General features: G+C 46.2%; 14 protein-coding genes. 4 read left to right on the forward strand and 10 right to left on the reverse strand.

The genetic code is table 11. The annotated features are described in order from the left end of the window. Positions 1–190 precede the first annotated feature (190 nt). Positions 191–589 carry a GFA family protein gene (locus tag AC3CIC_RS22050; protein ID WP_488516256.1) on the forward strand — a complete coding sequence of 133 codons (399 nt, stop codon included), beginning with the start codon at positions 191–193 and terminating at the stop codon, positions 587–589. 472 nt (positions 590–1061) lie between these two features. Here AC3CIC_RS22050 and AC3CIC_RS22055 read toward each other — a convergent pair whose 3' ends face one another. The 5 genes from AC3CIC_RS22055 to AC3CIC_RS22075 all read right to left on the reverse strand — a co-directional run bounded on the left by AC3CIC_RS22055 (position 1062) and on the right by AC3CIC_RS22075 (position 5827). Beyond that, the gene (locus AC3CIC_RS22055; RefSeq protein ID WP_488516257.1) at positions 1062–1868 is read right to left on the reverse strand and encodes an AAC(3) family N-acetyltransferase; all 807 of its coding nucleotides are present in this window, start codon (positions 1866–1868) and stop codon (positions 1062–1064) included. Further along, positions 1865–3484 carry a beta-N-acetylhexosaminidase gene (locus AC3CIC_RS22060; RefSeq protein WP_488516861.1) on the reverse strand — a complete coding sequence of 540 codons (1620 nt, stop codon included), beginning with the start codon at positions 3482–3484 and terminating at the stop codon, positions 1865–1867. Before AC3CIC_RS22060 ends, AC3CIC_RS22055 begins: the two co-directional genes overlap by 4 nt. A 199-nt stretch (positions 3485–3683) precedes the next feature. Beyond that, entirely contained in the window at positions 3684–4553 is an 870-nt protein-coding gene (locus tag AC3CIC_RS22065) for an ROK family protein (RefSeq protein ID WP_488516258.1), read from the reverse strand. Further along, the gene (locus tag AC3CIC_RS22070; protein ID WP_488516259.1) at positions 4526–4798 is read right to left on the reverse strand and encodes a MarR family transcriptional regulator; all 273 of its coding nucleotides are present in this window, start codon (positions 4796–4798) and stop codon (positions 4526–4528) included. Before AC3CIC_RS22070 ends, AC3CIC_RS22065 begins: the two co-directional genes overlap by 28 nt. 279 nt (positions 4799–5077) lie before the next feature. Then, complete coding sequence (locus AC3CIC_RS22075) at positions 5078–5827, reverse strand: calcium-binding protein (RefSeq protein WP_488516260.1); 750 nt, start codon at positions 5825–5827, stop codon at positions 5078–5080. 275 nt (positions 5828–6102) lie between these two features. Here AC3CIC_RS22075 and AC3CIC_RS22080 point away from each other — a divergent pair, with 275 nt between their 5' ends. Both AC3CIC_RS22080 and grxB read left to right on the forward strand, forming a co-directional pair. Next, positions 6103–7272 (forward strand): MFS transporter, encoded by a 1170-nt coding sequence (locus AC3CIC_RS22080; protein WP_488516261.1) that lies wholly within the window; start codon positions 6103–6105, stop codon positions 7270–7272. A gap of 164 nt (positions 7273–7436) precedes the next feature. Then, a complete protein-coding gene (gene grxB, locus AC3CIC_RS22085) occupies positions 7437–8087 on the forward strand; it encodes a glutaredoxin 2 (RefSeq protein ID WP_488516262.1) in 651 nt (216 codons plus the stop codon). 142 nt (positions 8088–8229) lie between these two features. On the opposite strand, the gene AC3CIC_RS22090 is transcribed toward grxB, so the two are convergent. Further along, a complete protein-coding gene (locus AC3CIC_RS22090) occupies positions 8230–8583 on the reverse strand; it encodes a DUF2750 domain-containing protein (protein WP_488516263.1) in 354 nt (117 codons plus the stop codon). 185 nt (positions 8584–8768) lie between these two features. On the opposite strand from AC3CIC_RS22090, the gene AC3CIC_RS22095 reads away from it, so the two are divergent. Continuing rightward, the gene (locus tag AC3CIC_RS22095; RefSeq protein ID WP_488516264.1) at positions 8769–9635 is read left to right on the forward strand and encodes an NAD(P)-dependent oxidoreductase; all 867 of its coding nucleotides are present in this window, start codon (positions 8769–8771) and stop codon (positions 9633–9635) included. A gap of 137 nt (positions 9636–9772) precedes the next feature. Here the strand turns inward: AC3CIC_RS22095 and AC3CIC_RS22100 are convergent, their stop codons facing one another. The 4 genes from AC3CIC_RS22100 to ectA all read right to left on the reverse strand — a co-directional run bounded on the left by AC3CIC_RS22100 (position 9773) and on the right by ectA (position 13481). Further along, the gene (locus AC3CIC_RS22100; RefSeq protein ID WP_016962416.1) at positions 9773–11185 is read right to left on the reverse strand and encodes an aspartate kinase; all 1413 of its coding nucleotides are present in this window, start codon (positions 11183–11185) and stop codon (positions 9773–9775) included. 71 nt (positions 11186–11256) lie between these two features. Continuing rightward, positions 11257–11643: an ectoine synthase gene (locus tag AC3CIC_RS22105; protein WP_016962415.1), complete on the reverse strand. Its 387-nt coding sequence runs from the start codon at positions 11641–11643 to the stop codon at positions 11257–11259. Between the two features lie 10 nt (positions 11644–11653). After that, positions 11654–12919: a diaminobutyrate--2-oxoglutarate transaminase gene (gene ectB / locus AC3CIC_RS22110; protein WP_016962414.1), complete on the reverse strand. Its 1266-nt coding sequence runs from the start codon at positions 12917–12919 to the stop codon at positions 11654–11656. Between the two features lie 13 nt (positions 12920–12932). Beyond that, a complete protein-coding gene (gene ectA / locus AC3CIC_RS22115; protein WP_488516265.1) occupies positions 12933–13481 on the reverse strand; it encodes a diaminobutyrate acetyltransferase in 549 nt (182 codons plus the stop codon). Positions 13482–13829: the final 348 nt, after the last annotated feature.

Consider the following 13829-nt stretch of genomic DNA (forward strand, 5'->3'; position numbering starts at 1 on the left):
CCCGTTAGATGTCCTCGATCTTCGCTTACTGTTAAAGGCACCTTATAAAGGTGCCTTTTTTGTATCTATCTGTTTAAAAGAGATTTATGACGTTGTATCTGCCGTATACATTTTGAGCGGAACAGGGTTTAATCGATGTAGAACGAGACTAGAGAGCATGTGATCATTAAGTATAAGAAAGGAGAACAAGATGAAAGGAAGTTGTCTTTGTGGTGCTGTTCAATATGAGGTGGAAGCATTAAGTTCACCGATCATGCATTGTTCGTGTAACACATGCCGTAAAGCGCATGCAGCGGCTTTCAATACATGTGCGGCGGTGAAGCCAGAGGATTTTCGCTGGTTAACGGGGGAGGACAAATTGTCACAGTTTGAATCTTCACCGGGTAAGTTGAGAAAATTTTGCTCAGTGTGCGGCAGCCAACTTATCTCTACCAAAGAAGGGATGCCATTTCATGTGCTACGTGTAGCTTGTTTAGATGATGATCCCCAGCAAACGCCCGCACTTCGTATCTGGAAATCGCACGAAGTCAGCTGGATGAATTATGAGCATGATATGCCACAGTACGAAGAATGGCAGCCTGGTCGATAAAGACGATCTATCTGGCCCTGCGTATTAACGAAAAAAGCACCGAGAGGTGCTTTTTGTGAATAAACATCGGGGGATCAATAGTTAATAAATCCATCATCAATGCAGACCAGTATACATTTTTCTGCGGCAATTTCTGCGTCTTCTTTGCTTTTGAAAATTGACACAGATTTATCTGAATTCATCAATTCATACGCTTTTTGCTCTACGTCTGTGTCATTGGATTGGGTTGTAAACGAGAACGATGCTGAATAACCGCCCAGATCTTCTTGCTTACTTTTACTAGGTAGTTGATATTATTATGAGTTCCCTTCATTTCTTTCATTCCTTTACTCTTTAATGTTACGCGTGTGTTAAAAAGTAGGTACTGAAATGGAGTTGGTCAAAAATATAACCGAACTAATGACGGTAAATGCGGCGCAGTCGTGATGGCGAAGGTGATAATAAGTGACGGTGTCACCTTGTGGTGCGATATTCAATTGTTAATGATCAATCCACCGCCGACCATATCTTGGCAACGCGGGCAATCAATGTCGCATTGGGTAATAGATGGGTTGTCAATGATGGCACGCGTGCAGTTTTCCAATAGCGATTCAAGCGAGTAGCTTGTCCAGTCACCTAATCCGACTTTGATTTTTGTCGCCGCAGGTTGCAAAGCATCCTCGAGCTGATTAAACCCATTCGAGCAACTACCGATGCAAACCTCAACTTCTCCCCTTGAGGCGGTGAGTGCCCATCTGCGGAATAAGCGACGTCCAGCCTGTTGTTCTGCGCAATGAATAGGGGTAAGACTTTGTGGTGTCACGCCTATTGATAGCACGATAGCGTCTTTGACCTCCGAACCTTGATAGTGACCATAGACCTCAGCATCAGTTTGTTGTGCCAGTATTGCACCTGCTTTAGGGCCCACACCGGCAAAGCTGTTGATCGGATGATCGGTTCTTAACCGTTTAGGGTGGTTGACAACCGCAGCGGCAAACGCGCCCATAGAGGGTTCGATGTGATTCGAGCTGACATCAAAGGACTCGGTGTGTTCGAAATGCCATTGACCGCGATGCCCATTTTGTTGGTAGTTCGTTCCTATGGGTGGGAGACAAAGTGTGTCGTAGTTAAATGCCGGTACGATAACGGTACACCCTGCGTCAAGAAAGGCATTGAGTAGCGCTATCGCTCCGCCATCAAGTTTGCCCAGTGAACGTATAGAAGCATGAACAAAAAGGACTTTATTATTCAGCGAAAGTGTTTGAATTGCCGATTTGACCTCGAGAAATGTGTTCGTCATAAGATAGCCTCTTGTGCGTCGACCTGAACGGGGATGTCTTCGAGCAAGGTCAATAAATACTCCAATCGTTCGCTACTTTGCGTTAAACCGCCGGGTCGATAGTATTCCGCCCAAAGCGTTCGATATGTGTTCAAAAGCTGTTGTACATCATGACGAAGGGTATCTTTTCGTGAAGATGAAAAGTGCTCTACCTGACGGTGGCCTTCTTCGGCATATCCTTGCACGATGCGACAAGCAATATCGAGCGCATCGATCGTCCACAGTAAATCTGGCATCACTTCACTGGCATCAAGGAGTGCCAGTTTTTGCTTCCACACAGTCAATTCTTTGCGTGCAATATCCAGAGTGTGGGATGGTACACCGGTGGCATGTTTGATATGTCGACGTGATTTTTGATCAAACAGAACGGGGCCAAAAAATGCACAGTTAGGGGTTTTGACTCCTGTTGAGAGGTAAATGTCTTGTAGTGCAATAAGCGCTTCTACCTCGGTATGAGTGGCATCAGGGTAGAACCCTTTCACTGCGTCGATGACATTACTGTCGAGTTGTTGCTCTTGTCCCCACGCCATGGCGGCACCAAACGCATAAGCCGGGATAGGCATAGCGAACTGCTGCCCATGTCCCATGTCACCCCACTCGCTCACCATGTACCCTTCAGCGCCAAAGCGCTTGGCGGATTTAGCCGCTCTACGCATATGCGAAACGGCCGCATGCCAACGGCCTGAAACAGAGGCAAAACAATTTGTCGATACCACGACATGAAACGGATATCCAAACAAGGAAAGCTGTTTGTGTTCAGCATCAAAGGGGTGATCGGGTTCGTACCCCCAATTTAATAAGATGAGATCGTCGGGGAGTTGGTCAATTAGGTTGGGGTAGCGAAACAGCATGTCGCTAAACATTTGGCAGTGTTTCCCTTTTGATTTGGCAAGAGAAATCACTTTATTTAGGTAAGTGAGGTAGACCTTTCCTTTACCGAAAATCTCGCAAGCAGATTTGCTTGCCCCAGCGCCGAGGTCCATGGTTTCATCAAAATTAATGTTAATGGTGTCACTCGAAAAATTCGGCAACAGTTCTTCGAGTAATTCGTCAATAAACGTTTCGGTTTGTGGGCTGATTGGGTTTAGTCCAAAGGCACCAGGGCGAAAGTCTCCCCTTTGATCGAGAAAGCCCGACGTCTGCTCGGCAAGATGTTGATAGTCTTCATGATTAAGCCACTTTTCCATATGGCCAAAGCAAGCTTGATTTGCGACCAACTCGATACCCAGTTGACGACAATACGCATCGATTTCTTTGACTTCTTGCGCTGTCATTGGCGAATAATTTGCCCATACCTTCTCATGATTGCGGTAAGCGAAGGTATGTTCGGTATAAAGTTGCAATTGGTTGAATCGTAGTGAAGAAAAATAATCGATCAATCGTTTGAGTGATGCCATGGTCGGCACACGATCACGGCTAATATCCAGCAAAACAGACCGTGTTGGAAAGTCTGGCCAATCTTCGATGACGATGTCCTCTCGAATCACAGCATTCTTTTGAATCAACTGATTAATGGCGAGATGTGCGTAGCGAATACCATGAAGGTCGGCATAGTCAACGACGAGGCATCCCCCCATAAACCGAATGCGAAAACCTTGCTTTGCTAGAGCGGGATCGTGGCGATAGTTGAGGGTAGCGATTAATACTTTAGCCCCAAAGCGTATCGGACAAGAAGATACTAACGCAGAGACATTGACATGTTTTGTCGAATATCCTGCTAAGTAGCGCTTTGGTGCGGGGAATATCATTGTCATCAGACGTCCTTGTCATTCGCCATTAAATGGAAAGATTTCCGTTTTCAGACAGGCCGAGACTTTCAGCAAGCTTGAGTTCGGGTGTGAGCAATTTTTGCCAAGCCATACAGGCTGCGCCCATCGCAGCGGCTTGTGGACCTAACAATGAAAACTCGATGTTGGGTTTGACGATTAATGACCCCGCCAGATTGTCACTGTGCTTTCGCAGTGAAGCCGCGAGTTCAGAACCGAAAGACATGCCATTACCACCGATGACGATCCGGCGAATACTCATTAAACTACAAACGTTTACGGCAAGTGATGAGAATTCTTCGATGATGACGCTAGGCGTCGGTTCAGCGCCTTGCATCAGCGCCTGGCTGTTAAATTGCCCCGCCATAAATTGCTCGCCATAAAACAGTTGGCGATTGAGCACCACGCCTACGCCAATCCCTAGTCGGTGATAAAGCTCTCTCGCATGGTGCGTTGAAAGCAGCACATAAAGGAAGTGGTCAAAGGGCAGGCTTCGTTGCTGCATGAGCTCACCCCAAGCGCCGCAGTTTGCATCGTTGTCGATGAAAACTGGATAGGGGAAATATCGCTTAAATCGAGAGGTAAAGTTGATGGTCGACCTAGCGTTTAGGGAATGAGAAACGTGTAATTGGCCTTTGTCAGGATCGATTAGCCCTGGCATACCAATACCAATCGCCAAAATACGGGGGAACAATGATTGAATGGTTTCAATACAAGGTAGCAAAGCATCAACAACGGCTTTATCTATGAGGGCTTGGGTATCGATGGCGCTCATGTCGTGATAGATCACCTGCCCGAGCAAGTTGATGACGGAAACTTTGATGGCATCAGAATTGACATCGACACCAATTATTACGCCAAACTTAGCGTTGAATAACAATGAGACCTTGGGGCGACCCCCTTTCCTGACACCGCCTGCGGCTGCTCCACGATCATGCCGATATCAATGAGATGGTTGACAGTCTTTGTTACGGTAGACTTATCTAGCCCTAATTTCATGGCCATATCAATCCGAGACACGCCAGGTGACTGCCACAAAGAATTGATAATTCCGGCAGTGTTGGTTGTGCGGCTGAGCTTTATTGACAAAACATTAGTTTCCAAAAACAACTTAACTATGAGCATGGTATTGATGGTGTTGAAAAAAACAACACGCTAGCGGTATTTCACAGCGCAGTTCACGAGTTATGCCTTATAGATTGAAGTGCATCGAAATTATGATGAAAGAGAAAGGGGGTTACTGTGATCGTATGGACAATATCCCCGAGCCGTTATGCATTGAGTTATTGAGGTGGCTCGGGTATATAGGTTGCTATTGGCAACTATTCTTAAAGAGAGGGCTGCAAGACCCAACCAAAACCTCAGTTCGGTGCACCGGTAAGGTTTTAACGGTGAAACTAAACGTTAGAAAAGAATCGGGTCGATAGGCTCTAAATCATCATTCCGAAACAGGTCGCTCGTGGTGACATTGGTGCTATCAATACTATGCAAGACAATGGTTACCTTGTCTTGAAAGTTTATCAGCATGTTTGCGCCTTGTTGCGTCACGATAAATGAAGTGTCTTGATTGGTGAGGTATTCATTGCCATAAAAGTGGAACGCGAGCTTATCAACGCCGACTTCAAAATCAGTAATACGCACTACGGTATTGCTTGGGTCGACATCATCGCTTTCCTCAAACTCAAAGAAATTAAATGAATCTGCTCCTTGTCCGCCAATGCAGAAACTCACGCCAGACTCGGCTATGCCGAGATCTCTAAATGAGAAAAAGTCATCGCCTTCTCCGCCATACATTGTGCAGTTTTGCGAGCTTTCAGAAGAGAGAGTATCGTCGCCGATACCGCCTTGCATCACATCGCGATAGTTGCCGCGATCTTGGTCTGAGTCGATTTTACTCAGAATGTAATCGTCACCCGTACCGCCGCGCAACGAGTTACTGCCGAAATTTGCAAAGAGAAAATCGTTACCTGCACCACCGACCAATATGTCATCACCGCGACCCGAATACATAGTGTCATGACCGCTGAATCCAACAATGGTGAGATCATCGTTGTCGCGTTGCAAATCAAAATAGTCATCTTGCGTTGAGCCATAGAGAAAATCGACGTCTGATTCCCCAAGTATTTCTATTGCCTCATTTGAAACCACTGACATAGCTAACACCTTCCTTGAGTATAAATAGTGATACGAGTTGGCTTGTTAACATTTACAGGTTTGCACAATCCGTTGATTCTGTGTGGCTTAATGTCGAGACAGGAATGTTAGAACGCCTTACACAGGCTTAAGATGTGATCCAGCATGTAAACTGGCGGCTGTTTGTTAGAAGGTTTGAAATGTTGATGAATTGAAAACGCTTTCAAAGGTTGCTGTCACTACTTCGCTGCGGGATACTCGGATGATTGCTTTCCTTTGCTCTGGATATTCACGGAATGAATAAAAACGTTTGGTTGTTGGCGCTTTGCCAAGCCCTTCTGATGAGTGGAAATATCGTGCTCATTTCGGTTAATGACCTCATAGGTCAACAACTCTCCCCGAGTGACAATTGGGTTACCTTACCTGTTTCTACTCAGTTTGTTGGCTTGATGCTGGCGACTATCCCTGCTTCTCTCATTATGGCTAAAATTGGTCGAAAAAATGGGTTTATGCTCGGTAATGTCATTGGTATTTTTGGCGCGATGTTGTGTGTTTATGCATTGAGTGAAGCGGCTTTCTGGCTATTTTGCTTCAGCACTTTGCTGTTGGGCGTCGGGATTGGATTTGGCACCTTGTATCGCTTTGCTGCGTTGGAAGTGAGCGCCCCTGAAAGCCACGATAAGGCCATTTCATTATCCATGGTCGGAGGCGTGCTGGCGGCAGTGCTTGGGCCAAACCTCGCAATTGCCAGTCAGCACTGGCTACCCGGTACTCATTTTAGCGGTGCTTTCGTTGGCATCACTGTGCTTTATATTATCTCTCTCATCGTTCTGCAATTTATCGGCTTACCGCCAGCTCCGGCGATTGATAAAAACAACCCACCACGCTCGGTGTTTCGCATTATTCGCGTTCCAGGATATTTGGTTGCGGTGTTCGCAGCCGTTGTCGCGTATGCGGTGATGAATTTGTTGATGACAGTCACGCCCATTGCTATGCACAAGCACGGATTTGAGTTCGAGCAGGCGGCGCTGGTGATTGAGTGGCATGTATTAGGGATGTTTGCTCCGTCATTTTTCACCGGGTCGATTATTGGGAAAATCGGGACTCGCATGACCATCATGCTGGGGAGTTTGTTCTTTATCGCCTGTATTTTAGTGAACATGAATGGGGTGTCGGAGTGGCATTTTCGTGTGGCTCTGGTCCTGCTTGGGGTCGGGTGGAATTTCATGTTTATTGGTGCGACCAGTAAACTCACCCAGACATATTTGCCTCAGGATAAATCGCGCGCACAGGCATTCAATGAGTTTGCGGTGTTTGGCAGTGTCACCGTTACTGCATTGTTGGCGGGGAATCTCGAAGTCACCTTAGGCTGGCAAACGCTTAACTTAGCCATGTTGCCTTTTGTCTGCATTGTGCCTCTGGTTTATCTTTTGTTTACGCGAACACCAAAAAAAGCCGCGGTCTAGTTTTCGTCTTCTCCTGCTTTGGGGTGTGGCATGGATTTTTGCACCTTTATGTAGATTGCGGAGGGCGTCATATCGCTTGTTGATAAAACTGATTACAATCGCGATTCCAATTCTGTGCCACAACAAAACGTGGGCACATGCCGTGTTTCAAAAAAGGATGTTGTATGAAACTGTTCGTGTTCGATCATTGCCCATTCTGTATCAAGGCTATGATGGTCGCCGGCTTGAAAAAGGTGGATGTGGAACTTGTCTATCTTCAGAACCATGATGTTGAGGCACGTGTCGAGAAAGTGGGTGCTAACTTGGTACCGATTCTAGAAACGCCGGATGGTTCTTATATGGCTGAAAGTCTTGATATTGCGGCGTACTTTGACAAGGTGGATGGGCAACCTATTGTGGCCGCTGGCCGTCAGAGTGATCGCATTTCATCGTGGATGGAAGTGGCTGGATATTTCGGTTCTCACCTGATTTATCCGCGTTGGATGATGATCGATTTACCGGAATTTCAAAGTGAAGAGGCGAATGCATGGTTTATCAAAAACAAATCCGCCATGATTGGAATGACGTTTGATGAAGCCTTTGCTAACAGTGAAGAATATCTTGCCAAATTGAACGTGGAACTGTTCAAGCTTGATTGGCTGGTGCCGCCTTCACAGCGTCATAATCAACTGACATATGACGACGTAAATATCTTTCCGTTCCTACGCAATTATACCGTGATAAAAGGGCTGCGTTATCCGGGTCATGTTCGCCAGTATCTTGATGAAATGTCGGTACTGACTGGAATCGCGTTGTATGATTCGGTCGCGGTGTAATACATAGCGGCGAATGCTCTTTTCTAGTTTCTAGTTTCTAGTTTCTAGTTTCTAAGTGAACGATTGTGTATCGACTGATATAAAAAAGGGGCTGGCGGATAACACCGCTAGCCCCTTTTTTGCATCTGTCAGAGTCGTTTGACTACAGGTATAGTTTCGCGAGTTCCGCAGGCTCAAGTTCTTTGCCTTCTAGCTCTGCATTCCAGTTGGTACCAACCAATATGCCATCTTCGCTGAGCGTGACTAACCAATCTTCAACGAACACATCCAACGGGATTTCAACGACATCGAAATCAGCCCATTCTTCGACATTATGATGTTCTGCATCTTCTTTTGCAGACCAGAAAGGCATTACTTCGCTGTTTTCGAATTCAGAAGAGTCGCAAGCCAGCCAACCATCTTCTTCGTTTTTCAAGCCCCACACCACTTGGGTGCGTTGGGTTTCTTCAACGAAAAGCATCAGGTTCGCTTGGGTATCTGCAGTCAGTTTGCTCATTTTTAGCATCTCTTAAGATAAGTCCGCGTTAGGGTAGCACTTTATTGGTTAATGTGCGCGTATGCTTTCGATTAATAGCAACAAGGTTTCTGTCTATAACGCCAAGATCAAAAGGAACTTTTGCTTGTTTCCTGTCTGTCGTCACGTTACAACGTTCCTTTACTGTAGAGGCTAGGGAAGCGGAGATGACACACAAGAAGGTTTCATTCATTGGGTTGGGTGTGATGGGGTATCCCATGGCAGGGTATCTGGCCAAGGCAGGCCATGCGACTCGCGTATTTAATCGCACAACAGCACGCGCTGAAAAGTGGGCAGAAGCTTATCAAGGTTCGGTTGAGTTAACCCCTCGTGATGCAGCTGAAAACTGCGATATGGTGTTTGTGTGCGTGGGCAATGATGACGATGTTCGTAGCGTGGTATATGGCGAGACTGGCGTTCTTGCCAGTATGAAACCTGACAGCGTGCTGGTGGATCACACCACCACATCGGCTGAATTGGCAATGGAACTAGCGAGTGCGTGTCGCGAAAAGGGTGTTCACTTTATTGATGCGCCTGTATCGGGCGGACAAGCGGGCGCAGAAAACGGTGCATTGACGGTGATGTGCGGCGGAGATGCCGACGTATTCGCTGGTGTAAAGACCGTGATTGATGCGTATTCTAAGCAAGCGGTATTGATGGGCGAAAACGGCCAAGGTCAGCGCTGTAAAATGGTTAATCAGATATGCATTGCCGGTATTTTGCAGGGATTGAGTGAAGGTATAACCTTGGCGCAAGCATCTGGCTTAGACGTTGAACAAATGGTGAATGTTCTTAAGCACGGGGCAGCGGGTTCATGGCAAATGGAAAACCGTGCAATAACAATGGCGCAGGATAAGTTTGACTTTGGCTTCGCCATTGATTGGATGCGCAAGGATTTAGGGATTTGTCTTGATGAAGCTAAATCCAAAGGCTTAGCACTGCCTCTTACCAAAGCCGTTGATGAAAAGTATGCCGAACTTCAAACCCAAGGCTTGGGGCGCATGGACACATCGGTATTGATTAAAGCGCGTTAATCTTTCTGCCTTAGATTTTTAGCTGATATTTATCTTAAAAAACAGGGCCAGCGATGCATGATCGCTGGCCCTGTTTTTTTAGTACTGTCTGACCGCTTACTTAATCTGATTGGTATTACTTTAAGTTTGCCGAATCGCTACGCGACTTGCTTACGAGCTTGTTTGGAAAAAAACTCCTGATGCAGCGCGCGAATCGCGTTTTCATAAACATTATCTTTGACGACGAACTGCACGTTCACATTACGCATCGATGAGTGAACGGCGATGGGTGAAATGTCGTGACTCATCAAGGCCAATACGCCTTTACTCAGCGTTGTGTTGGTATTGATTTCTGATCCGATTGCGGAGATCAGTGCCACCATGTGGCCCGTGATGGTGGAATGAGGAAAACGCTTTTCTGCGCGATAAAGCATTTGATTCAAGCTTTTTGATGCGCCGCTCAAATAGTAAGTAATGGAGTTGGCGTTCATCTCTTTACCAACCAAATTCACACGCTCATCCGCGATGATTTCCATTAACTCGTAGCTTACATTATCGATCTTGCCCACCATGGCCTGATCAAAGATGTGGAGTGCAAACACCTTATTTTTTCCTGCGATGATTTCGATTTTTTGCGCTTCTGGTTGATACGCTTTCGAAATCAATGTGCCTTTATGTTCTGGCTCGAAGGTATTCTTAATTTGAAGCGGAATATTGTTCTGACGAAGGCCTGAGGCGGCATTTGGGTGAATGGCTTCCATCCCTAAATTGGCCAGTTGGTCGGCCACATCGAAATTGGATTGACCGATTGGCAGCACGTTTTCAGGGCCGACAATACGTGGGTCTGCGCTACTCAAATGGTACTCTTTGTGGATGATGGCAAGATCAGCGGATGTATTGCAGGCAATGCGGCTAAAGGTAATTTCGCTGTAGCCACGATCATAGGTTTTCATTAGTCCTTCATCGCAATACGCATAGCCTGTCACAATGGGTAACTCGGTGCTGACATCGATGTCTTTAAACGCGCTAGAGATGACGGAATCAAGGTTACCCTGCAGTGTGTTATCCCAGCCTGACAAATCAACAAAACGTGCGTTGATATCAAGAGTTCTTAGCTTCAGGGCCGTGTTAAACGCACTGTGCGCTTCGCCGATTGAAGATAAAAACTCTCGGATTTGAGGAAGGTACTGACGCAGTGTGAACTGACCGTACTGGCAAGTCGCTAAAATGTTAGTGATGCAGTTTTGTGCCTCATCAACACGTGAACAAATGAAGTTGTCAGCGCGAGTACGGCTCAATGGGTCGGCAAACATGTTGCCATTAATCAGCTGCAAACGCTGTTTGAGTGCATGGAAGGCTTCAATCCAACTGTCATCGCGCTTTGCGACAAGCTGATAAATACCAGGCTCTCCGGTACGTTTACATTCCAATAGCGCATCGGTAATCCCGCCGTAAGCAGAAACGACAAAAACGCGATTATAGGGGGAAGCGGGGCGGAGGAAAATGTTGTCCAAAACGGCATCAAATGCCGACATAGATGTTCCACCGATCTTTTCTACGGTATAAGTCATGGATGAATCCTTTGCTTGCCAAGACGATAAATGAAAGGGAGCAAATTGCTCCCTAAAGCGGTGGGGGTAAATCAGTCGACTAGCGGGTAAACACCATTTTCGTCGTGGACTTCATTGCCTGTGATGGGCGGGTTGAAGACACAGGCCATCACCATTTCTTTATTTGTGTAGGCACGCAGATAGTGTTCATCGTTCTTGTCGAGAATATATAGCGTACCCGGCTTAATTGGATAGGTTTCACCGCCGACCACTTCGATCTCACCTTCGCCGGACATGCAGTACACTGACTCTAAGTGATTTTTGTAGTGGATGTGCGTTTCGGTGCCTTCGTAAATCGTCGTGATGTGGAAAGAAAATCCCATCTTGTCGTCTTTGAGCAGCATGCGAACGCTTTCCCACGTTTCTGATACCACGCGACGCTCGCTGTTTTGGCACTCTTCAAGAGTTCTTACAATCATCTTTTATTCCTTACGACGCTTTACGGGTGGAAACAGTAGCAACATGCTCGGCAGCTTTTTCGAAGATATGTAGGCCTTGCTCTAGTTCCGACTCACTGATAGTAAGTGGTGAGAAAAATTTGACCACTTCATCATTCGGGCCTGCAGTTTCAATGACCATACCGTTTTCAAAGCAGTGGCGCGTGATAGAAGATGCAAACTCAGGTCGCTGACACTCAATACCTTGCATCATGCCGCGACCTTTGGTGCGCACAAATAAACTTGGGAATCGTTTCAGAACACGGTCGATGGTTTTCTTTACTTGTTGGCTTCGGTCTGCAATGTGATTCTCGAAGTCATCATTCTGCCAGTAAGTTTCAATGGCACTGGTGGCAGTGATAAAGGCGTGATTGTTACCACGGAATGTGCCGTTGTGCTCGCCTGGTGACCACTTATCCAATTCAGGCTTCAGCAGTACTACTGCCATAGGCAGGCCGTAACCACCGATGGATTTTGATAATGTGATCATGTCCGGTTTGATGCCTGACGGCTCAAAGCTAAAGAAAGTCCCCGTTCGGCCACAACCTGCTTGGATATCATCCACAATCGTCAAAATGCCATGGGCTTTACAGATTTTGCAGAGTTTTTGCAGCCAAGCATCAGACGCCACGTTCAGACCGCCTTCACCTTGAACCACTTCCAACAAAACTGCAGCTGGCTTGTCGAGGCCGCTTGAATTGTCGTTCAGCATCGTTTCAAGTAGTGCCAATCCGTCGACACCGGCATACCCTTCATAAGGAAGACGAGACGTACCAGCAAGTGGCATACCTGAACCACCACGATGATGTTGGTTACCCGTTGCAGCTAACGCACCCATGGTACAGCCATGGAAACCATTGGTGAAGGTGACGATGTTGGTACGCCCAGTGACTTTACGTGCCAGTTTCATCGCCGCTTCAACAGCATTGGTGCCTGTTGGGCCGGTAAACTGCACTTTGTAATCAAGATTTCTAGGTTCGAAGATGTGATTACGGAGTGCGGTTAGAAACGCGGCTTTGGCCTCAGTGTGCATGTCTAGGCCATGGGTAATACCGTCTTTGTCGATATAGTCGATCAAGGCTTTCTTCAATATTGCGTTGTTATGGCCGTAATTGAGCGAGCCTGCACCAGCGAGAAAATCAATGTAGCGATCGCCATTATCTGTTTTCAGCCAGCAGCCTTTGGCTGCGGTAAATAGCACCGGGAAGCTGTTGCAGTAAGACTTAACGTTTGATTCTTGCTTGTTAAAAATGTCCATGAGGGTTCCGTTATTATTGAGTGTTTTTATTCAAAGGGATGCGGAAAAGAAACTCAGTGTCATGATGTCCCTTAAAATGCTGTGCTTCATCAAGAAACACGGAGACTTCACCTTTTCTGCCGTTTGCGGCATCAAGTTTTTTAAACAAATGCCAAGACCCTTCATTCGATTTAGTGATCGTGGTTTCGATCGCCTCAACATGTTGTAAATGCTCTCGCATCAAAAGCTCTTGCAGCATGTGATAAGCCAACCCTTTACCACGCATGTTTGGAGACACAGCGACTTGCCAAACAAACAGATCATGAGGGGAATCCGGTTTTAGATAGGCAGAAATAAATCCAGCTATCTCGCCATCATGCTCAGCGACAATGCAGGTTTTACTAAAATGGGAAGACTGGAGGAAGTTGCAGTACGAGGAGTTTTCATCAAGCGGGGGGCAGTTAGCGATGAGGCTATGGATATTGATGCCATCATCCGTTCTAGGAACACGAAACACCCACTCGTCTTCGTCCGTCCTCAAACGCGTTAATGTCGCGTTCTGGTAAATCGTCTCAGTACTCATTGTGATTCAAATCCTTTAGTGTTCTAAGCATTGCAACCCTGTAAATGATACCAATAATGGATAATTTATCAAGTGTAAGTCACCAATTCGAGAATAAATGCTTGTAAAGCCTTGTTTTATATAGGTGGCTAACGCATGACTTAAAAGTGAAACATTTAGAGGTGTAATCAAGTTGTCACTTATTTGTCGGAATTAAATGAGCAATGAAGAGAGGAACCCGCTTGTGTTCTTACTTATCGACGAATATTAAGTGGGGTGATCACAATTTTCTGTCGATATTACGTAGTAAACTTTCAGTCAGATTTTAGTTGGCGATAAAGCTAAGGGGGATTAGACAGTAATTAGTTA

The organism is Enterovibrio sp. QJM3NY_24 (assembly GCF_057786035.1).

Bases quoted from the DNA above. Each gene is read 5' to 3' on its own strand.
- AC3CIC_RS22050 (WP_488516256.1), top strand. From the start codon at position 191: ATGAAAGGAAGTTGTCTTTGTGGTGCTGTTCAATATGAGGTGGAAGCA.
- AC3CIC_RS22055 (WP_488516257.1), bottom strand. From the start codon at position 1,868: ATGACGAACACATTTCTCGAGGTCAAATCGGCAATTCAAACACTTTCG.
- AC3CIC_RS22060 (WP_488516861.1), bottom strand. From the start codon at position 3,484: ATGGGGGGATGCCTCGTCGTTGACTATGCCGACCTTCATGGTATTCGC.
- AC3CIC_RS22070 (WP_488516259.1), bottom strand. From the start codon at position 4,798: ATGCTCATAGTTAAGTTGTTTTTGGAAACTAATGTTTTGTCAATAAAG.
- AC3CIC_RS22075 (WP_488516260.1), bottom strand. From the start codon at position 5,827: ATGTCAGTGGTTTCAAATGAGGCAATAGAAATACTTGGGGAATCAGAC.
- AC3CIC_RS22080 (WP_488516261.1), top strand. From the start codon at position 6,103: ATGAATAAAAACGTTTGGTTGTTGGCGCTTTGCCAAGCCCTTCTGATG.
- grxB (WP_488516262.1), top strand. From the start codon at position 7,437: ATGAAACTGTTCGTGTTCGATCATTGCCCATTCTGTATCAAGGCTATG.
- AC3CIC_RS22090 (WP_488516263.1), bottom strand. From the start codon at position 8,583: ATGAGCAAACTGACTGCAGATACCCAAGCGAACCTGATGCTTTTCGTT.
- AC3CIC_RS22095 (WP_488516264.1), top strand. From the start codon at position 8,769: ATGACACACAAGAAGGTTTCATTCATTGGGTTGGGTGTGATGGGGTAT.
- AC3CIC_RS22100 (WP_016962416.1), bottom strand. From the start codon at position 11,185: ATGACTTATACCGTAGAAAAGATCGGTGGAACATCTATGTCGGCATTT.
- AC3CIC_RS22105 (WP_016962415.1), bottom strand. From the start codon at position 11,643: ATGATTGTAAGAACTCTTGAAGAGTGCCAAAACAGCGAGCGTCGCGTG.
- ectB (WP_016962414.1), bottom strand. From the start codon at position 12,919: ATGGACATTTTTAACAAGCAAGAATCAAACGTTAAGTCTTACTGCAAC.
- ectA (WP_488516265.1), bottom strand. From the start codon at position 13,481: ATGAGTACTGAGACGATTTACCAGAACGCGACATTAACGCGTTTGAGG.